The sequence below is a fragment of the Pseudobdellovibrio sp. HCB154 genome (genome assembly GCF_046267985.1).
Lineage (GTDB): Bacteria > Bdellovibrionota > Bdellovibrionia > Bdellovibrionales > Bdellovibrionaceae > Pseudobdellovibrio.
Map to the genome: position 1 here is coordinate 96,639 of NZ_CP176530.1, position 23,607 is coordinate 120,245.

Annotated in this window: 22 protein-coding genes; 5 read left to right on the forward strand and 17 right to left on the reverse strand. The window is 40.2% G+C overall.

Annotation, left to right across the window (positions count from 1 at the left end; genetic code table 11):
- Positions 1-5: 5 nt before the first annotated feature.
- Positions 6-680: a DUF4336 domain-containing protein gene (locus ACKWCF_RS00525; RefSeq protein ID WP_409478734.1), complete on the forward strand. Its 675-nt coding sequence runs from the start codon at positions 6-8 to the stop codon at positions 678-680.
- A 12-nt stretch (positions 681-692) separates the two neighbouring features.
- Here the strand turns inward: ACKWCF_RS00525 and serS are convergent, their stop codons facing one another.
- Genes serS through ACKWCF_RS00540 form a run of 3 tightly spaced genes read right to left on the reverse strand, consistent with a single transcriptional unit; the run spans position 693 to position 5,238 of the window.
- The gene (gene serS, locus ACKWCF_RS00530) at positions 693-1,988 is read right to left on the reverse strand and encodes a serine--tRNA ligase (RefSeq protein WP_409478735.1); all 1,296 of its coding nucleotides are present in this window, start codon (positions 1,986-1,988) and stop codon (positions 693-695) included.
- 28 nt (positions 1,989-2,016) lie between these two features.
- On the reverse strand, positions 2,017-2,331 hold the full coding sequence (locus ACKWCF_RS00535; RefSeq protein ID WP_409478736.1) for a hypothetical protein: 315 nt from the start codon (positions 2,329-2,331) through the stop codon (positions 2,017-2,019).
- Positions 2,332-2,334: 3 nt separating this feature from the next.
- Positions 2,335-5,238 (reverse strand): tetratricopeptide repeat protein, encoded by a 2,904-nt coding sequence (locus ACKWCF_RS00540; protein WP_409478737.1) that lies wholly within the window; start codon positions 5,236-5,238, stop codon positions 2,335-2,337.
- 240 nt (positions 5,239-5,478) lie between these two features.
- Here ACKWCF_RS00540 and ACKWCF_RS00545 point away from each other — a divergent pair, with 240 nt between their 5' ends.
- Positions 5,479-5,625 (forward strand): hypothetical protein, encoded by a 147-nt coding sequence (locus tag ACKWCF_RS00545; RefSeq protein ID WP_409478738.1) that lies wholly within the window; start codon positions 5,479-5,481, stop codon positions 5,623-5,625.
- A gap of 242 nt (positions 5,626-5,867) precedes the next feature.
- On the opposite strand, the gene murA is transcribed toward ACKWCF_RS00545, so the two are convergent.
- The 4 genes from murA to ACKWCF_RS00565 form a co-directional block, all read right to left on the reverse strand.
- Positions 5,868-7,121, reverse strand: coding sequence for a UDP-N-acetylglucosamine 1-carboxyvinyltransferase (gene murA, locus ACKWCF_RS00550; RefSeq protein ID WP_409478739.1), 1,254 nt, complete (start codon positions 7,119-7,121; stop codon positions 5,868-5,870).
- Between the two features lie 31 nt (positions 7,122-7,152).
- Positions 7,153-8,007 (reverse strand): peptide chain release factor N(5)-glutamine methyltransferase, encoded by an 855-nt coding sequence (gene prmC, locus ACKWCF_RS00555; protein WP_409478740.1) that lies wholly within the window; start codon positions 8,005-8,007, stop codon positions 7,153-7,155.
- Positions 8,008-8,016: 9 nt separating this feature from the next.
- The gene (prfA, locus tag ACKWCF_RS00560; RefSeq protein ID WP_409478741.1) at positions 8,017-9,096 is read right to left on the reverse strand and encodes a peptide chain release factor 1; all 1,080 of its coding nucleotides are present in this window, start codon (positions 9,094-9,096) and stop codon (positions 8,017-8,019) included.
- A gap of 108 nt (positions 9,097-9,204) precedes the next feature.
- Complete coding sequence (locus tag ACKWCF_RS00565; protein ID WP_409478742.1) at positions 9,205-9,465, reverse strand: type B 50S ribosomal protein L31; 261 nt, start codon at positions 9,463-9,465, stop codon at positions 9,205-9,207.
- Between the two features lie 312 nt (positions 9,466-9,777).
- On the opposite strand from ACKWCF_RS00565, the gene ACKWCF_RS00570 reads away from it, so the two are divergent.
- Entirely contained in the window at positions 9,778-10,107 is a 330-nt protein-coding gene (locus ACKWCF_RS00570; RefSeq protein ID WP_409478743.1) for a hypothetical protein, read from the forward strand.
- A gap of 27 nt (positions 10,108-10,134) precedes the next feature.
- Here the strand turns inward: ACKWCF_RS00570 and ACKWCF_RS00575 are convergent, their stop codons facing one another.
- Together ACKWCF_RS00575 and rho are read right to left on the reverse strand one after the other, a co-directional pair.
- Positions 10,135-11,028 carry a hypothetical protein gene (locus ACKWCF_RS00575; protein ID WP_409478744.1) on the reverse strand — a complete coding sequence of 298 codons (894 nt, stop codon included), beginning with the start codon at positions 11,026-11,028 and terminating at the stop codon, positions 10,135-10,137.
- A complete protein-coding gene (rho, locus tag ACKWCF_RS00580) occupies positions 11,021-12,751 on the reverse strand; it encodes a transcription termination factor Rho (RefSeq protein ID WP_409478745.1) in 1,731 nt (576 codons plus the stop codon). The genes ACKWCF_RS00575 and rho overlap by 8 nt, the downstream gene beginning before the upstream one ends.
- 258 nt (positions 12,752-13,009) lie before the next feature.
- Here rho and ACKWCF_RS00585 point away from each other — a divergent pair, with 258 nt between their 5' ends.
- On the forward strand, positions 13,010-13,363 hold the full coding sequence (locus ACKWCF_RS00585) for a PilZ domain-containing protein (RefSeq protein ID WP_409480274.1): 354 nt from the start codon (positions 13,010-13,012) through the stop codon (positions 13,361-13,363).
- Between the two features lie 68 nt (positions 13,364-13,431).
- Here the strand turns inward: ACKWCF_RS00585 and ACKWCF_RS00590 are convergent, their stop codons facing one another.
- The 6 genes from ACKWCF_RS00590 to gatC all read right to left on the reverse strand — a co-directional run bounded on the left by ACKWCF_RS00590 (position 13,432) and on the right by gatC (position 19,695).
- Positions 13,432-14,967 (reverse strand): hypothetical protein, encoded by a 1,536-nt coding sequence (locus ACKWCF_RS00590; protein WP_409478746.1) that lies wholly within the window; start codon positions 14,965-14,967, stop codon positions 13,432-13,434.
- A 161-nt stretch (positions 14,968-15,128) separates the two neighbouring features.
- On the reverse strand, positions 15,129-15,593 hold the full coding sequence (locus tag ACKWCF_RS00595; RefSeq protein ID WP_409478747.1) for a DUF192 domain-containing protein: 465 nt from the start codon (positions 15,591-15,593) through the stop codon (positions 15,129-15,131).
- On the reverse strand, positions 15,565-16,476 hold the full coding sequence (locus ACKWCF_RS00600; RefSeq protein WP_409478748.1) for a Ppx/GppA family phosphatase: 912 nt from the start codon (positions 16,474-16,476) through the stop codon (positions 15,565-15,567). The genes ACKWCF_RS00595 and ACKWCF_RS00600 overlap by 29 nt, the downstream gene beginning before the upstream one ends.
- Positions 16,477-16,479: 3 nt before the next feature.
- On the reverse strand, positions 16,480-17,925 hold the full coding sequence (gatB, locus tag ACKWCF_RS00605; RefSeq protein ID WP_409478749.1) for an Asp-tRNA(Asn)/Glu-tRNA(Gln) amidotransferase subunit GatB: 1,446 nt from the start codon (positions 17,923-17,925) through the stop codon (positions 16,480-16,482).
- Positions 17,915-19,399, reverse strand: a complete 1,485-nt coding sequence (gene gatA / locus ACKWCF_RS00610) for an Asp-tRNA(Asn)/Glu-tRNA(Gln) amidotransferase subunit GatA (RefSeq protein WP_409478750.1) — start codon at positions 19,397-19,399, stop codon at positions 17,915-17,917. The genes gatB and gatA overlap by 11 nt, the downstream gene beginning before the upstream one ends.
- A 2-nt stretch (positions 19,400-19,401) precedes the next feature.
- Positions 19,402-19,695, reverse strand: a complete 294-nt coding sequence (gatC, locus tag ACKWCF_RS00615; RefSeq protein WP_409478751.1) for an Asp-tRNA(Asn)/Glu-tRNA(Gln) amidotransferase subunit GatC — start codon at positions 19,693-19,695, stop codon at positions 19,402-19,404.
- 75 nt (positions 19,696-19,770) lie between these two features.
- Between gatC and ligA the strand changes: the two genes are divergently transcribed.
- Complete coding sequence (ligA, locus tag ACKWCF_RS00620) at positions 19,771-21,783, forward strand: NAD-dependent DNA ligase LigA (RefSeq protein ID WP_409478752.1); 2,013 nt, start codon at positions 19,771-19,773, stop codon at positions 21,781-21,783.
- Positions 21,784-21,850: 67 nt separating this feature from the next.
- On the opposite strand, the gene ACKWCF_RS00625 is transcribed toward ligA, so the two are convergent.
- On the reverse strand, positions 21,851-22,048 hold the full coding sequence (locus ACKWCF_RS00625; protein ID WP_409478753.1) for a hypothetical protein: 198 nt from the start codon (positions 22,046-22,048) through the stop codon (positions 21,851-21,853).
- 115 nt (positions 22,049-22,163) lie between these two features.
- Complete coding sequence (locus tag ACKWCF_RS00630) at positions 22,164-23,588, reverse strand: metallophosphoesterase (protein ID WP_409478754.1); 1,425 nt, start codon at positions 23,586-23,588, stop codon at positions 22,164-22,166.
- Positions 23,589-23,607: the final 19 nt, after the last annotated feature.

Consider the following 23,607-nt stretch of genomic DNA (forward strand, 5'->3'; position numbering starts at 1 on the left):
TCAGTATGAAAATTAATGACTGGGTTTACACTTTCGATGCTGAAATTGAGATGTTTAAAAACTTCTATTTGCCTGTTAGATCAACAGTTTTGCGTCTGAATAACGGCGATAGCATCATGGTTTCGCCAATCGATTTTACCGAGGCAGATTGGGCCCAGATCAAGTCGAATTTGCAAGTAAGGCACATAGTAGCCCCGTGTGATTTGCATCATTTATTCGTGAAATCTGCGAAGAACCACCTGAAAAACGCTAAGCTTTGGGCAACTAAAGAATTGGCTCACAAACGCAATGATTTAACCTGGGATTTTGAATTGTTGCCAAAAAATTGGACAATGGGTGATGAAATTGAAGTTATTCCCATCCTTGGTGGATCAACCCACGAAATGATGCTTTATCATAAACAAGCCAAAACGTTGGTCGTCACCGATTTGATTTTTAATCTGCATAACCGCAAAGGTTTTTTAACGTGGGTGATTCAGCAGGCGTTCGGAACCTGGAATAAACCAGCGATCAGCCGTTGGTTTAAAAGCACTTTAAAAAATAAAAAAGAATTTAAAATCACGGCTGAGAAAATTTTGTCACTAGATATAGAAATAATCGTGATGGCTCACGGAGATATTATCGCTGAAAATGCAAAGGGCGTTTTAACAAACGCCCTTCGGGAAAGAAATTTAATTTAAAGCGCTTCAGCGCTATTTAATCTCTGTTTTATTACCCATGTAACCGCGTAAAGCTTTTGGAATTTCAATTGAACCATCTTCACGTTGATAGTTTTCAAAAATAGAAATTAAAGTTCTACCAACAGCTAAACCAGAACCGTTCAGCGTGTGAACGAATTGCGGCTTGCCACCGTCTTTAGGTTTAAAACGAATGTTTGCACGACGCGCTTGAAAATCTTCAAAGTTCGAGCAAGAGCTGATTTCACGGTACGTATTCTGACCCGGCATCCAAACTTCTAAATCGTAAGTTTTTGCAGATCCAAAACCCATATCACCTGTGCATAACAAAGACTTACGGTAAGAAAGTTCTAACTCAGTTAAAATTTTCTCGGCGTGTGAAGTTAATTGCTCGTGCACTTCATAAGATTGAGATGGATGACAGAAAGTCATTAACTCAACTTTGTTAAATTGATGTTGGCGAATTAAACCTTTCGTGTCTTTTCCGGCTGAACCTGCTTCAGATCTGAAACATGGAGAATACGCACAGAAAGACTGAGGTAATTGGTCTTCAGTTAAAGTTTCGTTGTTGTAATAATTAGTTACTGGAACTTCTGCTGTTGGAATTAAGCAGTAATCTGTACCTTCTAATTTAAAAACATCTTCTTTAAATTTAGGAAACTGTCCAGTGCCCACGAAGCTATTATAATTCGCCATAAATGGCGGAATCATTTCAGTGTAGCCGTGTTGAGTAGAGTGCATATCCATCATAAATTGGATCAAGGCACGTTCCATCTGAGCCGCAGCGCCTTTTAAGAAAGTAAAACGAGCACCAGTCACTTTAGCGGCACGTTCAAAATCTAAGATATTTAATTTTTCGCCAAGCTCGATATGTTCTTTCGCTTTGAAAGAAAATTTCTTTGGCTCGCCCACAGTTTTAACCACTTTATTATCGTGTTCAGATTTACCAACCGGAACAGAAGAGTGTGGTTTATTTGGAATCGTTAATAATAAATCATAAACTTTCGCGTCTGTTTCAGCAGCTTGAGTTTCTAATTCTTTAACACGGGCTTTTAATTGATCAACTTGTGAAAGAATGTGAGAAGCATCTTTACCTTCACGTTTTAATTGGCCTACTTCAGCGCTTAATTTATTTTGACGGGCTTTTTCTGTTTCTGCGGTGTTGATCATTTCTTTGCGCGTGATGTTCGCTTTCATGATCTGTTCAAGAATTTCTGTGGAAGCTCCGCGATTGATTAGACCTTGTTTATAGTCATCAAAGTAAGACGTTCCATTTTCAGCTTTTTTCTCTAAGAGCTTAATATCAATCACAAAAAATCCTTGGTTTTAAGAAATCCGGTTATTTGCCCGGAGCGATCAGAATATACATGCGAAGCACAGTGCCAAGCAACACACAGATAAGATCAAAGATCAAAATCTGCATCATGCCGAAGCGGCTAAGGGCTTTATAAATAGCTGTGGTAAAGACAATCGTTAAAAACAGCAGCATAAAAGTGCCCGATTGGGTAAGCTCTTGAATAATTAACGATAAAACTAAACCGATAAAGAAACCGGACACTAGGCGTAACATCGCATGGGCAAAGCTTTGAGAAGCGTTTTTAGCTCCTACTTGCAGATCATTTGAAAAGCCTTTGAATTTATCTCCCAGAGTCATGGCCTATTTTCCCCCTAATGAAGCTATTTTATCTTCAATTTGTTTTCTGTCCAGCGCATTTGGCGAAAGTTCGATGTAAAGTTGAAATAATTCTTTGGCCTGCTTACGGTCGCCTTGGGCTTCCATAATAAAACCTTTTTCGCGGTAAAGGGGTGCAAAACCGCTTTCTTTAGTGCGGGCAATCTCAAGCATGTCTAAAGCGATGTCCATAGCGTCACTTTTTCGGTAACAAGCCGCTGCCTTAACATAAAGATCAGCTGATGTCGGGCGAAGTTTAATACCTTGCGAATATTCAGCTGCACACTCTTTGAATTGTTCTTTGGCGTTGTAAACCGTAGCCGCCAGCAAATAAGGGTCAGCGATACCAGGGTTTTTTGATTTTTCTTCTTTAATCATTTCAAGAGCTTTATCAAATTCGCCCAATTCAAAATGGCAGCGCGCTAAGAAATACGAAATACGCGGATAACTTGGGTTAATTCTTCGAACCATTTCAAATTTTTTATAAGCACTTTGGATAACCGCATTGGCATCTTTGCTGCCTGGGTTTTCTAATTCAAGTTGAGCTGTCGAAAATAACGGTTCAACATCTGACGGATCAAGAACGGCGGCATCCATAAAATATTTTTGCGCCGTTTTAATTTCATTCATGTACTGGTTAGATCTAGCTAAACCCATTAAGGCTTTTTTGTTTTTAGGATCAGCTTGAACGATTTGCGCATAGATTTCAGAAGCTGAACGGTATTTTTCTTGAAGCTCATAGAAGTCAGCTAAACCTAAACGGTAATCAATTGTGTACGGAAAAGTCTCGATTAACTTTTTAAAATTATTTTCAGCGGCGATATTACCTTGTTTGGCGTAAAGATATTTTGAATAGGTAATCTGAGCTTCAGGTTTACCCGGCTCTAGATCGACTGCTTTACTTGAATATCGTTGTGCATCTTCTAAGTACTTCGCTTTGCGGTTTTCTTCTTCTTTGGTGCGCGAAGGAGAATTTAAAAATAAACTAATATTCGCATTGGCGATTAAACTTAAAAGTTCAACGTCAGCATCGTACATTTTGACAGCTTTTTCGCCGTAAGTGATAGCTGTCGTCATACTGTTTTTACGAAATTCAACAAGCGCTTGCGTTTTTACGATATCAAAATTTTGCCCGCCAGCTTTAAGACCATCTAATAAGGCTTTGCTTGCTTCGCCGAAGGCATATTTCTGTGAAAGGTAATCAGCTTTTTGGGCGTAAGCTTGCGAAAGTTTCTGATCAGCTCTGATCGCACGATCAACCCACATTAAGGCTTCGCGTGTTTGGTTAATCGCCCATAAACTTTTTGCGGCCTTAAGGGCCGGTTCTGCATTTGTTTTATCAAATTCAAAAGCCGCTTTATATTGCGCTTGCGCAGCTAAGTGGTCACCAGATCTGGCGAATTGGTCTCCTAAGAAAACTAATTCGGCGGATTGGTTGTTTCCGCGATCTTCACCACCTAATGACATGACAAGTTCTTTAATTGCTCTATGACTTGGACTGATCGTTAAGGCAAATTGTCCGACATCTAGGGCTTTTGAAGTGTCTTTTCTGGCAATCAACAGTTGGATGTATTCTTGAAGCGCATCCATGTGAAAACTTTTTGGAAGTTTTCCCTCAATCGCGTAAGCACGACCAAAAAAGTTAAGGGCTTTTTCTGCGCTTGAACTTTTGAGTTCGATTAATCCCATACCGTAAAGAGCACCTTTATGTTCTGGGTAATCGCGAAGAATATTCGTGTAAGCGTCTTTAGCTTCGTTAATTTTACCTTGTTTATAATACGAACGGGCTAAAGCAAACTGCGCCCACGCCCAACCCGGAAACGATTTCACCGCTTCGGTGTAATACGCTTCGGCACTGATGTGGTTTCCCATATCTTCAAGGATTTGGCCCTTCATCAAATACAAGAACGGAAACAAAATAAATCTTTCACCAGATTGTTGATCGAGTGTTCTTTCAATTAAACCACGCGCATCGCGCGGCTGACCTTTTGCTAATAAGTAAACCGATTGGCAAGCATCTGAATAGCTTGAAATCGGATTCACCGTACGCGCCATTTGAGTCACGACAGTGATCGCTTTTAAGTCGTTTGAATTTTGTTTCGTGTACGGCCAAAGCTGTTCGTACACCACACACAGTAAACCTAAAGTTTCTAAATCATTCGGAGAATTTTCAGAGGCTTGGGCTAAAAACTTTTGTGAATCGCGTGTATTCTCGAGAGATCCAGTTTTAATCAGCTGAATAGCTTTTGCTTTAAGAGATTTAATTTCAGCGCCTGTTAAAGTTTTTTCTGCTCCACGAGTTGGCGCAATTAAAACCCAGCCACTGTTAGTTTTAGCTCCTGGTTTTAAAACCCAGTAAAGACCAGCAGCCACAAGTACAATTAAAATTATAAATGGAAAGAATTTTTTAGATTCTTTAGCCTGAATACTTTTTAACTGCTGCATCTCGATCGTAAGCTGTTGGTCACGAGCTACTAATAAGGCGTTATTATCAGGCGGAGTAATTGAAGAAACGCCAGGGGTACGAGCCACAGCGCGATCAGGAACTACCGGCACCGGTTTTTTCATTTCTTCTTCGACGAGCTGTTTGATTTCGTCTTTGAATTCAGGAACTTCGTCGACATCAGGCGGGGCTTCAACAACGTCTTCGACAGGCTTTGATTGGATCTGCGTTTCGGCATCCATCTTGGCTGCTTTTTTTTCATCGCGTTCAGTTGGATTTTCTAAAGACTCTAAAAGCGCTTCATAAAATTCATGAACTTTGGCGAGTGGGCGCCACTCCGCGCTTGGGTGTTGAGCCACTTCTTCTTGGCCGGTTAAGATACCTTCAACGATCATTTTACTGATAGATTCACTTGGAAAGGGCCCCTTGATTTGGCCATTTTCCATTTTGACTCTCCACTGATCGTTAAAATTTACTCTTTTTCCCACCTATCTATTATGAAATGGATTCGAAATTCTGACATGCAAATCGTAAAAAATCGGACCCAACTTATGACCAAAGTCCATCATTGGAACCAGGCAGCAGTTCCAAGTTGGAACCGCTTGATTTCATTGGGGATTTCAAAAGAAATTAAACAGCCCTAGGACTGTCTCAAGTTGGCACATCAGTTGCTTTAACTACTTCACATGAAATGGGTTGCAGTTGCATACATCATCGCAGTTTTGGTGATCTCAGCGAAAGCTAAGGCCATCAGCGACGAGCAAGCAGTAAACACAACTTCATTTTCAGATTCGACTACGGTTTTTGATTACCAAGCGAAGATCTCTGAATAGCAGTATTCAGGATCCCCTCCCAGGATAGGCCTCAGAGCTTTGTTTGGTAAATATAGATTCTTAAGTTCAAAATCATCGTTGGAAACAGCGACCGATTTTTAAAAGGCTTGTTTGTGGCCCCTCCTCGAACAAGCCTTAATTTTTTTCCCCTCCAAAAAAATCCCTAAATTTAAATTTACGAAATAAAAAAAGGGAACTGCTTTTGGCAATTCCCTTTTTGGTTTTTAAATTTTTGAGTTCTCTTATTGAACGCGTTTGATTTTTGCGCCTAATGAAGAAAGTTTTCCTTCTAGGTTTTCGTAACCGCGATCTAAGTGATAGATACGGCCGACTAAAGTTTCACCTTTAGCTACTAAACCGGCTAACACTAAACTTGCTGATGCACGTAAATCTGTTGCCATGACTGGGGCGCCAGATAATCCACCTGGCTTACCGCGCACAACAGCTACTTGAGTTTTCGGAGTGATGTCGGCGCCTAAACGCATTAATTCATTTACGTGCATGAAACGATTTTCGAAAACTGTTTCAGTGATCACACTTGTTCCGTGAGCGACTGTCATTAAAGCCATGAACTGCGCTTGTAGATCAGTGGCAAATAATGGGTGTGGCGCTGTTGTGATATCTACGGCTTCCCATTTATCTTGTGGTAATACGCGAACAGAATCTTTTGTTGTTTCGATTTTGAAACCTGATTCACGCATTTTGTTGATTAAGGCTTCTAAATCTTGTGGATTACATTTTTGAACCAACACATCGCCTTTAGTGATAGCGCCTGCGATCATTAAAGTGCCGGCTTCGATACGATCTGGCATAATGCTGTGACGAGCAGGAGTTAATTTTTCAACCCCTTCGATTCTCATCACACTTGTTCCGTGACCTGTGATTTTTGCGCCCATTTTATTTAGGTAAATTGCAAGATCAACGATCTCAGGTTCTTTAGCTGCATTTTCAATGATTGTTGTGCCTTCTGCTAGAGTGGCAGCCATCATTAAATTTTCTGTTCCGCCGACAGTTGTTTTTTCAAACAATACAGTGGCCCCTTTTAATTTTTTACATTTTGCTAAAACGTAACCGTCTTTAAGTTCGATTTCTGCACCTAAAGCTTTCATCGCATCTAAGTGAAGATCAATTGGACGAGTACCAATCGCACAACCACCAGGTAAAGATACAACTGCTTCGCCGTATTTTGCTAAGATCGGGCCTAAGCAAAGAATACTGGCGCGCATTTTTCTAACTAAGTCGTAGTGGGCTTCAAAAGTTTTTAATTTCGTTACGTGAACGCGGAATGTGTGGCCATCACGTTTAGATTCACAACCTAAACTTTGTAAAAGTTCAGCTGTTGATTCGATATCTTTTAACATCGGAACATTATCAAATGTGTGTTCGCCTTCAGCTAATAAAGTAGAAAATAAAATTGGAAGAGCTGCATTTTTTGCTCCGCTGACTTCCACTGAACCGTTTAAAGAAGCGCCACTTGTAACAAGCATTTTGTCCATAGAAATATCCCATCTCGAGTGAAAAAGGATATTATGCTCTCGCTTTGATGATTCGATCAAGTCCTGACAAGTCTTTTAAAACAGCGACATCTTTTAGACCGGGAAGACCAGAAAAGTGCTTTTGCATCGCCGGCCCTTGCGTGTAACCCATTTCAAAAAGCATTAAGCCTTGTTCATTCAGGCTTTTGGCAAATTTGGCTGACCATGTTTTAAGAGCGTGCTGGCCTTGATCCTCTGAAAATAAGGCCAGGCTTGGCTCATACTTACGAACATTCACCTCAACCTGCGTGTCATTCACATCGATATAAGGTGGGTTAGAAATGATATAATCAAATTTTCCAAGTTCTTCGGTATTTAAATCGGCAACATCGGCGTTAATCGCCTCGGTGCGCTCAGAAAGTTCTAAAGCTTCGATATTGTGTTTTAAAGTTGCAAAAGCTTCTGGTGATTTCTCAACAGTAATCAGTTTTCCCAAGGGAATATGTTTTAAAATGGATAAACCGATGCAACCTGTGCCTGCGCCTAAATCTAAAATGCGAATTTGGTCACGGGGGTGTTTTTTAAAATCAGCTAAAACTTCGTCGACGATCATTTCTGTTTCTGGACGGGGAATTAAAACTCCAGGCGTCACTTTGAAAATATGACCGTAGAAACCTTTTTCTTCGATAATATAGGCTACTGGTTCGCCAGCGGTTCTGCGTTTTACGTATTCGCGGCAAAGATTTACTTCAGCTTCAGTTAATGGAGAATCAAATTTTACGTAAAGCTGAATGCGTGGCATTTTTAAAGCATGCGCAATTAAAAGTTCTGCATCTAAACGGGGTGTTTCAAATTTTTTATCTTTGAAAAACTGAATTGTTTTTTGAAGTACATCATTCAGTTTCATAAGGCGATCCTAGTAAGCGTTAGACGCTTGCTTTTTTAGGGCTTCCGCTTGGAAGTACGCATTTAACGGATCAATTAATAATTCAAACTTACCACCCATAACCTGATCTAACTGATGGATTGTTAATCCAATGCGGTGATCGGTGATACGAGTTTGCGGGAAATTGTAAGTGCGAATACGTTCTGAACGATCACCGGTTCCGATTTGATCTAAACGGGCGTCAGACGCTTCTTTCAAGCGTTTATCGTCTTCGATTTGTTGTAACTTCGCAGCTAAAATTTGAAGTGCGCGCTCTCTATTGCTCAGCTGAGACTTACCCTCTTGGCATTTAACTTCGATTCCAGTTGGGATATGAACAATACGAACAGCCGATTCAGTTCTATTTACTGATTGTCCGCCGGCTCCTTGCGAACGCATTGTTTCAATATGAAGATCACTTTGGTTAATTTTAATATCTTTAACTTCAACTTCAGGAATAACCGCAACTGTTACCGTTGAAGTATGAATACGACCAGCGGCTTCAGTTTTAGGTACACGCTGTACACGGTGAACGCCAGACTCGTGCTTCATTTTTGAAAAAACTGATTCGCCAGAGATTGAAACGATAACCTCTTTGGCTCCGCCAACGTTACCCGCAGAATAAGAAACCATTTCAGCTTTCCAGCCCATAGTTCCTGCGTAGTGCGCGTAACCGCGGAATAATTCATCGGCAAATAACGACGCTTCATCGCCCCCGGCACCGGCGCGAATCTCAAGTAAAATATTTTTGTCGTCATTTGGATCTTTTGGAAGAAGAGCAATTTTTAAAGCCTCTTCAAGTTGTGGAATAGCTTCTTCAAGCTCTTTCACTTCTTCGCGGATCATTTCGCGCATCTCAGGATCTTGCTCAGCAGTTAATAATTCTTTGCTGTCTTTTAGATTTGCGGTTTTCTTTTTATAGTCGCGAAATAAGATAACGATTTTTTCAAGTTCTGCGAACTCTTTCATAAGCGCGCGATATTTTGTCTGGTCAGACGCAATATCAGGACGCTGAAGCGACATATTCACTTCTTCATATCTTGATTCTACTGAGTCTAATTTTGCAAACATGGTTCAAGCTCCGCGTGATGACTGATTGAGTTCGTTTCGATCGAATTGCTGAAAAACAAAAAGCGGCTGTGTTAAGCCGCTTTTCTAAATAAATAAACTTTCGAAAATCTATTTGCCTGTAGCTGATTTCGTTCCGAATTTCTTTTTGAAACGATCGATACGGCCTTCAGTATCAAGAATACGTTGTTTACCAGTGTAGAACGGGTGAGATGCAGAAGAGATCTCAACTTTGATAAGTGGGTATTCTTTGCCGTCAGTCCATTTAACAGTTTCTTTTGAATCTAAAGTTGTTGTTCCTAAAAATTGAAAGTCACAAGAGATGTCTTTGAACACAACAGTTTTAACTTTTGGATGTAATCCTTCTTTCATATTATCCTCTGCTTTAATAGTAAATTCGAGAACCTAGGTGATAGCATAAAAATTGGCCCAGGCTCAAGCGGAAATCCGCGTTATTTTGCCTATTTACACTGGTTTTGGCCTGCTGGAACCAAGGGGTTTGTCGTTACGGTCAGGTCCGCAGCATGATCATATAGAGTGATAATATAATCATAACATATTGATTTTATTGAACTATATAAAAACTTAACAAAAATTTTGATAAAACCTTTGAATTAAGCGGTGATAGACCGAAAAGAAGGTCTAGTAGACTTAGGTATAGGTCTGCGAAGGGAAAAGGACTATATGAAATTTCTAATGTTAGTTGGGTTTTTTCTTATGGGATCTACAGTAATGGCCGCAGATTACGAATCTATTCGCTGTCAAATTCACGATGACAGTGCGATGGAAAAGGTCTTTGGCAAGTTTAAAAAAATGCAGAAAGAGTGCTGTTTAAAGCGCCTAGAAGCCCACGAAGCTTGTGAAAGCCGTGAAGACTATCAAAAATGCGCTCGTGGTGGAAAAGGAACCTTCTACGCTGTTGATAGCGGTGAAGAATGTTCACCGGGCTGTAAACTTTTTCGCGAGGATTGTGACGACTTCATTAATACTAAAGATGTAAATAACAATCTATAAGTAAGTCAGCGCCTAAAAGCGCATGACTTACTCTACGCCGTCAAAATTAGTAACAAGCAAAGAATCCAGATATAAACAACCATCTGGGTTCGATGCGACTTTTAATAAAGCCACTAAATCAGAACCTTTATTGATTTCAATGAATGTTGTCATTGAATCTGTCTTTTGTTCATTGCTTAAACTTACTTTTGAAGATTGGTTCAACGCTTTTACTAAGCTGTTTGTGATTTCTTTTAAATTTTCAGGGCAAGAAACATCTGAATCACGTAACCCTAATTCAGGAATGTGGTTGCTCCAAAGCATCTGTTTTAAGAAACCTAAATCTTTACTTTGTAATTGTTGAACAACTTTTTCTAAATCAGCGGATTTAGTACAAGTAAACGTAGCATCTGCAGAGTAAGCATCAAGATACGCACTTAATGTTGATTTAGAATCACAGGTAATTGGGCCCATGTTGACTTCCCAAGCTGGAAAATCTGATTCTGCTTTTTTTAATAAAGAAATAGCTTTGGCAACTTTATCGGCGCCTAATTTTTTGTAACAGGCCGCTACGTTAAAAACGATATCGCTGTACTGCCCGTCGCTGTCTAAAGATTTGGGAGCTTCAAGCGCAAAACTGTAACCTGAGCAGTTACTAACTTTAGATAAAAACTCTGTTTCTTTTTCTTCGCACGAATCAAGCTTATCGATTTTATCAACTGAAGCTTGGCACTCGATCTGAAGCGACGTTGAAATTTCTGCCGGCGCTTGGAAAGCATCTTGTCCAATAGCTGAATCTGTTCCAGGTAATTGGATTTTGTTTCCTAATAAAAACTTATAAAGAATTACGAAGATCAGTAAGCCACCGATAAATAGTGTCAGTGGCAATACTAATTTTTTGATCAGCGGGCGATTGTCGCCAGATTGATTATTTTTATCCATTCATGCTCTTTAAGAAATCAGCGTTAGTTTTTGTTTTTTCGATTTTATCCATTAAGAATTCCATCGCATCAACCACGTTCATCGGAGCTAAAACTTTACGTAAGATCCAAAGACGAGATAAATCACCTTTTTCAATTAATAAGTCTTCTTTACGAGTTCCTGATTTATTGATGTCCATACAAGGGAAAATACGTTTTTCCATTAACTTGCGATCTAATTGGATCTCTGAATTACCAGTACCTTTGAATTCCTCGAAGATAACCTCATCCATACGTGAGCCAGTATCGATTAACGCTGTAGCGATGATTGTTAATGATCCACCCTCTTCGATATTACGAGCAGCACCGAAGAAACGTTTTGGTTTGTGTAATGCATTTGAATCCACACCGCCCGATAAGATTTTTCCAGATGGTGGAACCACCGTATTGTAAGCACGAGCTAAACGCGTGATAGAATCTAATAAGATAACTACGTCGTGTTTGTGTTCAACTAAACGTTTTGCTTTTTCTAAAACCATTTCAGCGATCTGTACGTGACGAGTTGGTGGTTCATCGAAAGTTGATGAAACAACTTCGCCTTTTACCGTACGTTGCATATCAGTCACCTCTTCCGGACGCTCATCGATTAATAAAACGATAAGTTTCACTTCAGGGTGATTTGTTGTGATCGCGTTGGCGATATTTTGTAATAAAACTGTTTTACCTGTTTTAGGTGGGGCAACGATTAGGGCACGTTGACCTTTACCAAGTGGCGACATCATATCAACGATACGAGTTGTCATCTCCATTGGTTTATTTTCTAACTTAAGCTGTTTGTTAGGATATAACGGCGTTAAGTTGTCGAATAAAATTTTATCTTTAGAAGCTTCTGGAGCTTCGTAGTTTAATGAATCAACTTTGATTAAGGCGAAATATCTTTCACCTTCTTTAGGAACACGAACTGTTCCTGTTACGAAGTCACCTGTTCTTAAACCGAACTTACGCATTTGCGAAGGTGAAACGTAAATATCATCTGGTCCTGGCAAGTAGTTATAATCCGGAGAACGTAAGAAACCGTAACCGTCTGGTAAGATTTCTAATACGCCTGAGCCGAAGATATCGCCAAGTTTAGCCGCACGTTTTAAAATTTCGAACACCATGTCTTGGCGGCGCATACCTGCTGCATTTTCAATTTTTAATTTTGTTGCTAGATCAGTTAATACTTGGATGTTTTTAGATTTAAGATCTTTAGAGTTTAACCAGCTTTTTTCTTCGTCAGTTAAATTGATATCTGCTAAGTCGATTTCTTCTACCGGACCTTGTTGTTGTGGAGGTTGATTGTGGCCTTGTTGATCATCGCGGTCACGGTAGTCGCGGCGTTGATTTTGGTTGTAACGGCCGCCACCTTGTTGTTGGTGTCTTCCGCCACCTTGGTTTCTATCTTGATTTCTATTTTGATTGTTGTCGAATTTTCTAAATTCGCGGCGGTGCTGTTGTTGACCTTGTTGTTGCTGCTGTTGTTGTGAACCTGGATTTTCGCTAGGAGCAGAAGCTGTTTGATTTTCTTGAGGAGGAGTTGTTGCTGCTGGTGCTTGAGAGGCTTGAGCTTCTACGGCTGGTGCCGGTGTTTCGCTAGCGGCTGGAGCTGAAGTTTCTTCTGGTGTTGCAGTTTCAGTGGCTGCTTCTGTATTCGTTTTTCTAAACTTTTTCTTGGTCGGTTCTATGACAACTTCTTTTTTAGCCAATTGGAGCTCCTGGAATGTGATTTATTTTTAAATAGGATTTAGTAGAAAATATAAGAGAATATTTTTAAAATATCGCTGTGGGCCTAATTAAAGTCAATCAATTTGAAACATGGAACACTTTTATCGTCTCAAAAAGAGAAAAACTCTAAATCTTTCAAGCACTTATCCCGATATAATAGAACAGGTATGCGGACCACCCGGACTTCAGCTTTGAGGAACGAACCACGTATCTAAACAAGGAGTATCACAGTGGATACAATGACCCCGGCACCTAGAACGCCGCTACATTTAGATGTTAGTTTTAGAAGAAGCTATGCAAGACAAGATTCAGTAGCTGTGCTTAGAAACATTAGTTTATCTGGAGCTTTTTTAGAATTAGCTAACCATGATTTACGTGTTGAAGAAAAAATTAATTTAACTTTCGTTGTAGCTCAGCGTGAAAGAAAGATTACTGCACAAATCGTGTGGAAAAATTCTTTAGGAGCCGGAGTTAAATTCTTGCCACAAAATAATCGCGACGTACAAATCGTTGATGATTTAATTTATTTCGTGGAAACAAAACGTATGGGCCATCGTGGTATCTTAGACGGTATCCTGAAAAAAGCTGCGTAAGAAAAGTTGAATTGGAATTTTAAAAATAAAAAAAGGCTGGTATTAAACCAGCCTTTTTCTTTTTCGGATTAAGTTCCTAATCCTTCACCCATTTGAGCATCGTTACCGTGAGATCTGTTCGCTTGAGCTTTTTTACGTTTAACAAGAACAAACGCTAAAGCACCGAATAATAAAACCCCGATTCCTAGCATTGTCATCATATCGTCGCCACCCTCAGCAGCCACTTCTTCGCCTTCATCCGCAGCAGCTGGAGCTTTTGTAACTTGCTCTTCTGGCGGCGGAGGTGGAGGAGTTTGAGCAAATTGCGAATCATCTGGAGGAGGCGGCGGCGGCATTGCTGCATCTAGCGCCGGATCAGCAGGAGCCGTGTTAGCGGCCATTGGATCTGCTGGAGGCGGTGGAAGATCAGCTTGCGGAGGAGGAGGCGGAAGATCGTTCATTGCCGGTTGTGGTGGCGGCGTCATCTCAGCTGGAGGCGGAGGTGCCGGGTTGTTTGCCACGATATTGTTAACGGCTGCTTCTGGAGTTTTTGGAACTTCAGCAGCTGCTGTTGTTGTCGGAGGAGTGATAGAAGCCGGTGATTTCCAGTATTTGAAAGTTTCACCTTCAGCTAATTTCGTTTTCGACTCTATTGCGTTTGTTGACCAAACTTCTTTCCAAGCATTGTCATAACCTAAAAGTTTTTTAGAAACTTTTCTTAAGTTATCACCTTTTTGAGCTACGTAAGTTTCAGGAATCATACCAGTATCTTCGTAATACGAGATTGTTTTAGAAGAATCTGTCGGACGATTTGGAGAAACGTAAGCGATTTTATCACCAGCGCGAGGGGCACGAGCTTTTAAGAATGAGTTAATTTTTTTAAGCTCTTTTGTTTTATCAGATCCGTAGATCGTCATGCTGATGTCTTTTAATTTTTCTTTCGGGCGGGCAATGTAAATTGTATTTACGAAACCATCACCGAAAGCATAAGGAACTGCATCAGCAACTTTTTTCAATGAAGTTGTTCCAGCAGATCCAGTTGTTGGTTTTACGTCAGCAATTGGAGTTGTTTCAGCCGGAGCTTCTTGTGTTGGAGGAGGAGTCATCGCCGTTGCAGGAGGATCTTGCGGAGATTCTGTTGGTGTCTCGTTCATAGCAGCAGATAAACCATCATCACCAGCAGGTGCTAATGCATTTGGATCATCTAAGCTTAAATCCTGTGGAGGTAAATCACTAGCAGCTAAAGAATCTGCAGGTGGTTCAGCCGGTACATCAGATGGCGGGGCTTCTAATGAGCTTTCATCTAAAGTTGGAGCTGCCGCGATATCTGTTGGAGGAGGATCTTGTGGTGCCGAGTCTAAACTTAAGTTGTCATTTGAAGCTGTAGTATCAGCTGGTGCTTCACCAAGAGCTGCTTCTAATGAACTATCAGTTGATAAACTTTGCTCCGGAGCTGTGTTTGCAGCCTGTGAGCTACCATCATCTAATGCAGGCTCTTCAGCTTCAATTTTATCTACGTCAGCATTTTCTACGAATTCAGCATCATCTTGTGCTTTGTTCGCAGTACACGCAGAAAATTGAGCCATAAGGCCAAGTGCTGCTAAAACTAGTAACAGTTTTTTCATATTTTTATCCTCATCCTTGAAAATAATTGCGACTCGAAGTCTTTACTTTCTACATTAATATTACAGCACACGGAATGTGTTGCAGCAAAGCAGATGTAATGATCACTTTGAAAGCTAGACGAGACGAAAGTTATCTTAGACTGGACGAAGGTAGGGAATGTTTACTGAGCTTTGGGTAGAACCAACAAGTCCCCGATTTTAATGCGGTTTTTTGTATACCAACCTTTATTCATCTCAAGCGCGTACATCGCCGACTTTGAACTAGGGTATGACGGAAAATCGGTTTGCATCGCCGAAGTTCCTTTCATGTCGATGATGTCGATCACTTTCTTGTCTTTGCCGATGTAAGCAATTGTTAGATCAATATAAGTGTTTTTCATCCAGAAGCTTAAAGGCATTTCTTCATCGAAAATAAATAACATACCGCTGTCGGCGGCTAATTTTTCGCGAAACATTAAACCATGTTCGTGCTGTTCACGCGTTTTGGCGATTTCAACGGTAATTTTTTTTGAACCGATTTGGATTTGTTGTTTGTCAAATTTAACTTTGGAAGTTGTGGCTTGTGGCCCTGCAAATACTTGGAATGTGAAAAATAAACTAAGTATTAAAACGTTTCGCCAATTCAAGTGCGACACCATAACGAACTCCTCGAGTTGAAACTGTTAACTCTTTAAGGTTAAAAGCTTTTAACGTTTCAAGTAAAGTGATAACGCCAACAATGATCACATCAGCACGACCTTCGGGATAACCGATCGCGATTTTTTCTGCAACCGACATGCCCGTAAGTTGAGTTAGCCATTTTTGCAAACCTTGTTCAGTTAATTTATAACCATCAATTTTAGCTGGATCAAAACCACCCAGTTCTACTTGGGCAATCGTTGTCGGTGTTCCGGCAACAGCTAAAATTTCTTTGGGCATTTGCGGAGCTAGTTTGATGATTTGTTGTAACTGTTCGCGAATAAAATTTTGTAACTTATCGATTTCAGTTTGGGGAGTTGGTTGAAGCGAAATAAATTTTTCTGTTAAACGTACACAACCGATATCTAAACTTTTTCCGGCTAAGATTTTTTGATCTTCACCGAAAATAAATTCAGTCGAGCCCCCGCCGATATCAACAACTAAACGTGAACCTGTGCTTGTTAAACCAGAAACACCGCCACGGTAAGTGATTTCAGCTTCTTTTTCGCCTGGGATAATTTCTAACGGAATATTTAAATCTTGGCAGATTTTAAAAAGCTCTTCTTTGTTTTCAGCATCGCGGGCTGCTGAAGTGGCCATCGCTAAAATAGCCTCTGGTTTTTCGCGGTCTAAAGTTTTTCTGAAGTTTGTTAGAGTGTTTTTTGCTCTAACCAGAGCCTCAGGATGAAATTTTTTACTGGCCGATAAACCTTGGCCAAGTCTTACCATCTCGACTTCGTCGGAATAAATTTTTGTAACTTTTTGATTCTGTATTTCAGAAACAAGACACAAAAAAGTATTTGAACCTAAATCAAGGCTGGCTAATTTCATTTTTTATTCCTTTAACTTCTTCATTAAAATTTCATTCACTAAGCCAGGGTTTGCTTTACCTTTTGAAGCTTTCATGATGGCGCCGACAAAAAATCCTACGACTTTGTCTTTACCGGCTTTAAATTCAGCCACTTGATCAGGATTTGCCGCTAAAACATCAGCTACGATTTTTTCAATCTCGCCTGGATCAGAAACTTGCACTAAACCTTTAGCTTTAATGATGTCAGCTGGAGTTGAGCCAGAATCCCACATCTCTTTAAAAACTGTTTTAGCAATTTTTCCAGAGATCGTGCCTTTATCAACTTCGGCAATAAGATCAGCTAAATTTTTTGCGCTTACTTTTGATTGGCTTACAGAAAGTTTAGCATCGTTTAATTCACGTAAGAGTTCGGTAATAATCCAGTTCGCCGCCGCTTTATAGTTGTTGCAAGCTTTACCTGACGCTTCGAAATAATCAGCTAAATCACGCTCTTCAGTTAATAAGTGTGCATCGTGTGTTGATAGCTGCATATCTTTTACAAAACGAGCCGCGCGAATTAACGGAAGTTCCGGTAATTCTTTTTTGATCTGCGATAATTGCGCATCTGATACGATGATTGGCAATAAATCTGGATCTGGAAAATAACGGTAATCTTGCGCATCTTCTTTTGTACGCATAGTAAAGGTGCGGTTTTTATCTGGATCGTACAATCTTGTTTCTTGAACGATCTTTTCTTTGTTTTCAATGGCATCAATTTGACGGTGAATTTCGTATTCAACAGCTTTTTCCACGAAGCGGAATGAGTTGATGTTTTTTAATTCAACTTTAGTTCCGAATTTTGTGTCGCCCACTTTACGAACCGAAACGTTACAGTCACAACGTAGTGATCCTTCTTCTAAGTTTCCGTCACACACTTCAAGGTAGCGAACGATAGATCTGATGGATCTGCAGTATTCAGCAGCTTCAGCTGGTGAATGCATTTCTGGCTCAGAGACGATTTCAAGTAATGGAATACCGGCACGGTTATAGTTAATGAGAGTGTATTGGCCAAAGTGAGTTGATTTACCCGCATCTTCTTCTAAATGCGCACGCGTAATGCCCACAGTTTTAGATTTTCCCTCAACTTCAAATTGAATCGATCCTTTTTCGCAGATCGGTTCATCGTATTGCGAAATTTGATAACCTTTAGGTAAATCGGGGTAGAAATAATTTTTACGTGAGAACACTGATTTTTTACGAATATGACAGCCCAGGGCTAAACCGGTTTTAATCGCGTACTCGATCGCTTTCTTATTTAAAACAGGTAATGTTCCCGGCATGCCGACAGAAACTGGTGATGTGTTTTCGTTATCAGCTGAATCAAAAGTTGTCGCATCAGCAGAAAAGATTTTTGAATCAGTTTTTAACTGCACATGCACTTCAATACCGATAACGGCTTCAAATCCGCGGAAAGAAGGATTAGTAGACATGAGGAACCTTTCCTTTCACCGGAGAATGCTTTTCTAAAGCGTAAGCTACATCTAGAATCTTTTGCTCTTGGAAATGGTGACCTGTTAACTGAATACCGATTGGTAATGAATCTTCAGATGTTAATCCGAAAGGAACACTCATTCCAGGTAGGCCAGCTAAGTTAGTCGACGTTGTAAAGATATCATTTAAGTACATCTTTAACGGATCATACACGCGTGTGCCGATTTTGAACGACGGCGTTGTTGATACAGGAGAAATAATTGCATCGCATTTTGCAAACGCTTCATCGTATTGATTTCTAAGTAAGCGGCGCACCTGACAAGCTTTGCCATAAAACGCATCGAAGTAACCTGATGACAAACAGAAAGTTCCTAAAATAATTCGGCGCTTAACTTCTTTACCGAATCCTTCGGCACGCGTTTGGGCGTAGAACTCATCAAGCGGAAGACCCGCTAAATCTTTAAAATCAGAACGGTAGCCGTATTTTACCCCATCATAACGCGCTAAATTTGACGACGCTTCAGAGGCAGAAATTAAGTAATACATTGATACGGCATATTTAGTTAATGGAATAGAAACTTCAACAAACTCAGCGCCTAAACCTTTTAAGGTCTCAATAGCTTGTTCGTAAGTTTTTCTGATGTCAGGATGAACTAATTCAGAATTGTGATATTCTTTCACGATTCCGATTTTTTTACCTTTCATGTCAGCATTTAAATTTTTTGAAAATGCTTCAACTGGACGAGTTGAAGTTGTGCCATCCATTTCGTCTTTGCCGGCGATGACTTCTAAAGTAAGCGCTGCATCTTCAACAGTTGAAACCATCGGGCCTGCTTGATCCAGTGAAGAAGCAAACGCCACAATACCGTAACGGCTTACGCGGCCGTAAGTTGGTTTAATTCCAACGACTCCACAAAAGCTTGAAGGTTGACGAATTGATCCACCAGTATCTGTTCCGATTGTGCCCATGACTAAACGGGCCGCTTGAGCTGCGGCAGATCCACCAGAGCTTCCGCCGGGAACGTATTCAGGATTCCATGGGTTTTTTACAACGCCATGATATGAACTTTCATTACTTGAACCCATGGCAAATTCATCAAGATTTAATTTTCCGACAACTGTGGCGCCTGCATTTTTTAAGCGCGCTACTACAGTTGAATCATAAGGCGGAACAAAACCTGTTAACATTTTTGAAGCGGCGGTTGTTTCAATACCTTTTGTGCAAAGCAGATCTTTAATTCCAAACGGCACACCTGCTAACACACCGACGTTTTCGCCTTTAGCGATTTTTTGGTCAATGTTTTCAGCTTGTTTTAAACAGTCTGGATTTAATTTAATAAACGCATTTAACTGTGGGTTTAATTTCTCAGTGCGGGCGTAAAAGTATTTTGTCACTTCAGCAGCTGAAACTTTTTTTGCAGCAATCGCTTTAGCTGTTTCTGACATTGAGGCTGTTAATAAATCTAAACTCATTGTTAAACCACCGGTGGAACTTTAAAAAGGTTACCCTGTTTTTCAGGAGCGTTGGCCACCATGTCTTCGGCGTGAAAATTTTGTTTAACCACATCTTCACGTAAAGTGTATTCGATATCAGAAGGTGTAATTAGCGGTTCAACACCTTCAGTATTCACCGAAGAAATTTCGTCAAAGTGATGAACAATTTTAGAAAGCTGTTCGCTGTACTCGGCCGCCAGCTCTGGAGTCAAATGAAGGCGTGCTAAATTAGCAATTTTTTGGATAGTTTCTTTATTGAATTTACTGTCAGACATAAGGATCCTTTTACGCTGAACAATATATCCAAATTTAGCTCCAGTTGTAACGAGAAAAATGCTAGATTTTCACTTATGTCTAAGACCAGTAAAACTGCGGCCAGTGCGCAGATCAAGCGTAAGCATTCAGACCTTAAAGAGAAGGTCAATTATCACAACGAGCGTTATCATACCCATGATAAGCCCGAGATCTCTGATTACGATTTTGATCAATTGTTTAGCGAACTGCTAAAGCTTGAAGAAGAATACTCTGGGCTGGATTTAACAGATTCTCCTTCGCAGCGTGTAGGTGGCGATGCTATTGCCGCATTTAAGAAAATGGATCACCGCTTACCGATGATTTCTTTAGCGAATAGCTATAACGAAGAAGACATTAAAGAATTTAACGCCCGTATTAAAAAATTCTTAAGAAACGACAAAGACGTTGAATACTTTGCCGAACTTAAACTTGACGGTCTATCTATGGAGCTTGTCTACGAAGACGGCCAATTGGTTCGCGCTTTGACTCGTGGTGATGGTGTTACGGGTGAAGATGTTACTCATAACGTAAAAACGATTAAGTCGATTCCGCTTAAAATTTCTCATAAAAAACTCTTAGAAGTGCGCGGCGAAGTTTTAATCGATAAAAAAGATTTTGTTGAAATGAATCAGGCTTACGAAGAAGCAGGACAAATGGTTTTTGCTAATCCTCGTAATGCAGCTGCGGGAACAATTCGCCAGTTAGATCCGAAGATTGCAGCGTCTCGCCCCCTAAAGTTTTTTGCTTATGCGCTTGGGGCGTATGAAGGTATTATTTTTGACTCACAAAAAGACATTGAAGAAAAATTAGCTGCATTAAAATTTCCGATTATCGATCGTAAATTCACTGAATGCACTTCCAGCGAAGAAGAATTAATAGAATATTATCACCGTATCAATCAGCATCGTGCACAGTTACCTTTTGATATTGATGGTATTGTGATCAAAGTGAATTCATTGTCACTACAAGACGATTTGGGCATGGTAGCAAGATCACCTCGCTGGGCCACGGCAGTTAAATTTCAACCTGAACAAGCGCAAACGGTGATTGAAAATATCGTGGTGCAAGTGGGCCGCACAGGTGCCTTAACTCCGGTCGCTGTAATGAAACCCGTAAAAGTGGGCGGTGTTACAATCACCAATGCAACATTACATAACCAAGATGAAATTGATCGTAAAGATGTGCGCATTGGTGACACAGTTATTGTTCAACGTGCTGGTGATGTCATTCCAGAGGTAGTTCAAGTTATTTTAGATAAACGTCCAAAAAATTCAGAAGCCTTTTTAATTCCAACAAATTGTCCCACTTGTGGAACAAAAGCGAGTAAAGAGCCAGAAGAAGCGGTTCTGCGCTGTCAAAATCCATTCTGTAAGTCGATTCTTATCGGTTCATTAATTCACTTTGTTTCACGTCGTGCGATGAACATGGAAAAAGTCGGCGATAAATTAATCGAAGCTTTTGTTGAATTAGAATTAGTACAAAATTTTTCTGACCTTTACAAACTGACTGATAAAGACATTCAAAAACTAGAGCGCCAAGGCGAAAAATCGATTCAAAATATTTTAAACAGTATTGAAAAATCGCGCCAAACAACATTAGCGCGTTTCATTTATGCTTTAGGCATTCGTTTTGTCGGTGAACAAACAGCAAAACTTTTAGCTGACCACTACGGAACGATCGAAAACTTTATGAAAACCGAAGCTGAAGAGTTAGAAAAAGTTCCTGAAATCGGCGAAAAAGTTTCAGCCACTATTCTAAAATGGCTTCACGATAAACGTATGCAGTCTGAAGTAAAAACTTTGGCTAAGTATATGACTTTTGAAGCACCGAAACGAAACTTAGAAGGTAAACTAACAGGTATGAGTTTCTTAGTGACCGGAACCCTTCCGGTTAAACGGGATGTGGCTCATGAAAAAATCGAAGAAAACGGCGGCAAACTTTTATCTGGAGTTTCGGCAAAACTAAGTTATCTCATCGTCGGCGAAGACCCAGGCTCAAAAGCCGACAAAGCCCAATCGGTCGGCGTAAAAATCATTTCTTGGGAAGAATTCTTAGAGCTGCTTAAGTAGCTCAACAAATAAAAAAAGCCGAAGTTATTCACTCCGGCTTTAAAATTCTTAAATTTGTTAAGAAAAACTAAATATGGTCGATGATAATATCACGAGCCATAACAGTTTTGCGGCCATCAGCTTTAGCTGATTCGATGCCTTTAGCACAAAGACGCTCAACAGCTTTAGTTAACATGTCGATTGTTTCGGCAGACGTGTTCATTTGGCCTTTTTCTTTGATGAATTTTTTTACTTTGCTTGTAACCACTAAGATATCTTCAGACATGATGCCTCCAATTAAAATTAATTTAACCTACCCTTAAAATGCTTACACACGATCTGAGAAATTAAAATGCTTTATAGCGTTTTGCTGCGCCGCTCCCCAAAAAGGTACGGCCTACCTAAGTGGGTGACGTCGGTTTTCGGTGGAATTGGATCAGCTCGGCTTTGCGCACTTCTGGGTTTTCTTCAGAGGGGTAAATCCAAACATAATTATTTCTTTCAGAAGTCTGCGTGCATTCCACATCGGTAAAGGCCGGTGACCAAGTTCCTGAATTTAAATGTTCAACTGACCCGTAAAATTCATGGCGAGGAATATGAGTATGGCCGTAAACGATACGGTGAACGCCCGTGATTTCGGATTGTTGCGAAAACAACCACTCATCGGGTTCTTTATATGTACTTACCAGTGACGTGATCGAACGCGCGTAAAAAAGAAAGAACGGAATTAGAAGCAAGATAGGAACAAACACCCAGTAAAAAGAAAGTCCGAATAACAATTTTAACTGCGTTGTAAAAATAAACGTAAATGCTAAACCAAAGAAAATTAAAAACGCACGATCCAGCCAAAGCTCTTTAGCAATTAACCACGGGTTTTGTGTAGCAGGAGTTGCGAAAAACTCTTGCAGCCCACGTACAACTTTTGGAGTGGTGTTTGAATCTTTCGCCGCTTTTTCAACGATATCTTCCATATGCTCAAGCGGTTTATACACTTCACCGAAACGATCAAAAGTGACGTGAATCAAAGTCGCAACGGCGCCCCAGAACCAAGTCCAAATAATTAAAGGTTGAGTTAAAAGTAAATAGCGAAAGAAAAAACTTAAGTATTCACTCACCGACATGATGTAGTTTTTTTCGATGTGCGGATTAAATAATCCCATGCCGTTCATGATGTAACGACAAGCTACATTTCCGAATGGCAGGCGAATACGTAATTCATTGTAATTCACGATAAATGGATTCAATGGATTTTCGCACAGGCAATAAGGATCTTGCTGGTGACCGTGTTCAATGAGCGTGTCGTTTTCGCTAATGTAAAACCATTTCACAAACTTCACGCGCTTTGTATCTTCAGGCCCTAAATTTAAAACATCAAAGAATGTTTTTTGCACTTTCGGAAAGTGAAGTTCAACGTCGTGGTTACCTGGAATTAAAATTAACGAATGCCCTTTTTCAACAAAACGGCGAAGGGCGTTCATAAGATCAGCGTGCTCTTCTAAAACCACCTGCATTTTAAAAACCGAACGTTCTTCACGTGGAAAAAGCCCGCGGCGCGTTTCGATCCAATGAAATTTATAAATTGGCGCAATCGGATAAGCCATCACGCTATCAAAATCAAAAATATCGCCATTTAAAACTAGTTCAATGGGCTTACCGTGAGATTTGCGGTCAATTTCATCTAAAAATTCAATCAACGCCGGGTCCATAAAGAACTGCTTGGTTTTAAATTTTTTCCATAGCGGATGGCGCACCTTGTGTTTTGGGCGCGACGGTTCGGCGTCAGTTAAATGAAGATCGCTGATAATTGCGGTATACTTTAAACTCACAATTTACATTGTTTCACGG

Excerpts from the sequence above, each read along its gene's own strand:
- prmC (WP_409478740.1), bottom strand. The coding sequence starts at position 8,007 with ATGAAACTGAATGATGTACTTCAAAAAACAATTCAGTTTTTCAAAGAT.
- ACKWCF_RS00525 (WP_409478734.1), top strand. The coding sequence starts at position 6 with ATGAAAATTAATGACTGGGTTTACACTTTCGATGCTGAAATTGAGATG.
- gatC (WP_409478751.1), bottom strand. The coding sequence starts at position 19,695 with ATGTCTGACAGTAAATTCAATAAAGAAACTATCCAAAAAATTGCTAAT.
- gatA (WP_409478750.1), bottom strand. The coding sequence starts at position 19,399 with ATGAGTTTAGATTTATTAACAGCCTCAATGTCAGAAACAGCTAAAGCG.
- ACKWCF_RS00565 (WP_409478742.1), bottom strand. The coding sequence starts at position 9,465 with ATGAAAGAAGGATTACATCCAAAAGTTAAAACTGTTGTGTTCAAAGAC.
- ACKWCF_RS00545 (WP_409478738.1), top strand. The coding sequence starts at position 5,479 with ATGAAATGGGTTGCAGTTGCATACATCATCGCAGTTTTGGTGATCTCA.
- ligA (WP_409478752.1), top strand. The coding sequence starts at position 19,771 with ATGTCTAAGACCAGTAAAACTGCGGCCAGTGCGCAGATCAAGCGTAAG.
- murA (WP_409478739.1), bottom strand. The coding sequence starts at position 7,121 with ATGGACAAAATGCTTGTTACAAGTGGCGCTTCTTTAAACGGTTCAGTG.
- ACKWCF_RS00600 (WP_409478748.1), bottom strand. The coding sequence starts at position 16,476 with ATGAAATTAGCCAGCCTTGATTTAGGTTCAAATACTTTTTTGTGTCTT.
- ACKWCF_RS00590 (WP_409478746.1), bottom strand. The coding sequence starts at position 14,967 with ATGAAAAAACTGTTACTAGTTTTAGCAGCACTTGGCCTTATGGCTCAA.
- ACKWCF_RS00625 (WP_409478753.1), bottom strand. The coding sequence starts at position 22,048 with ATGTCTGAAGATATCTTAGTGGTTACAAGCAAAGTAAAAAAATTCATC.
- ACKWCF_RS00540 (WP_409478737.1), bottom strand. The coding sequence starts at position 5,238 with ATGGAAAATGGCCAAATCAAGGGGCCCTTTCCAAGTGAATCTATCAGT.
- ACKWCF_RS00535 (WP_409478736.1), bottom strand. The coding sequence starts at position 2,331 with ATGACTCTGGGAGATAAATTCAAAGGCTTTTCAAATGATCTGCAAGTA.
- prfA (WP_409478741.1), bottom strand. The coding sequence starts at position 9,096 with ATGTTTGCAAAATTAGACTCAGTAGAATCAAGATATGAAGAAGTGAAT.
- gatB (WP_409478749.1), bottom strand. The coding sequence starts at position 17,925 with ATGTCTACTAATCCTTCTTTCCGCGGATTTGAAGCCGTTATCGGTATT.
- ACKWCF_RS00570 (WP_409478743.1), top strand. The coding sequence starts at position 9,778 with ATGAAATTTCTAATGTTAGTTGGGTTTTTTCTTATGGGATCTACAGTA.
- ACKWCF_RS00585 (WP_409480274.1), top strand. The coding sequence starts at position 13,010 with ATGACCCCGGCACCTAGAACGCCGCTACATTTAGATGTTAGTTTTAGA.
- ACKWCF_RS00575 (WP_409478744.1), bottom strand. The coding sequence starts at position 11,028 with ATGGATAAAAATAATCAATCTGGCGACAATCGCCCGCTGATCAAAAAA.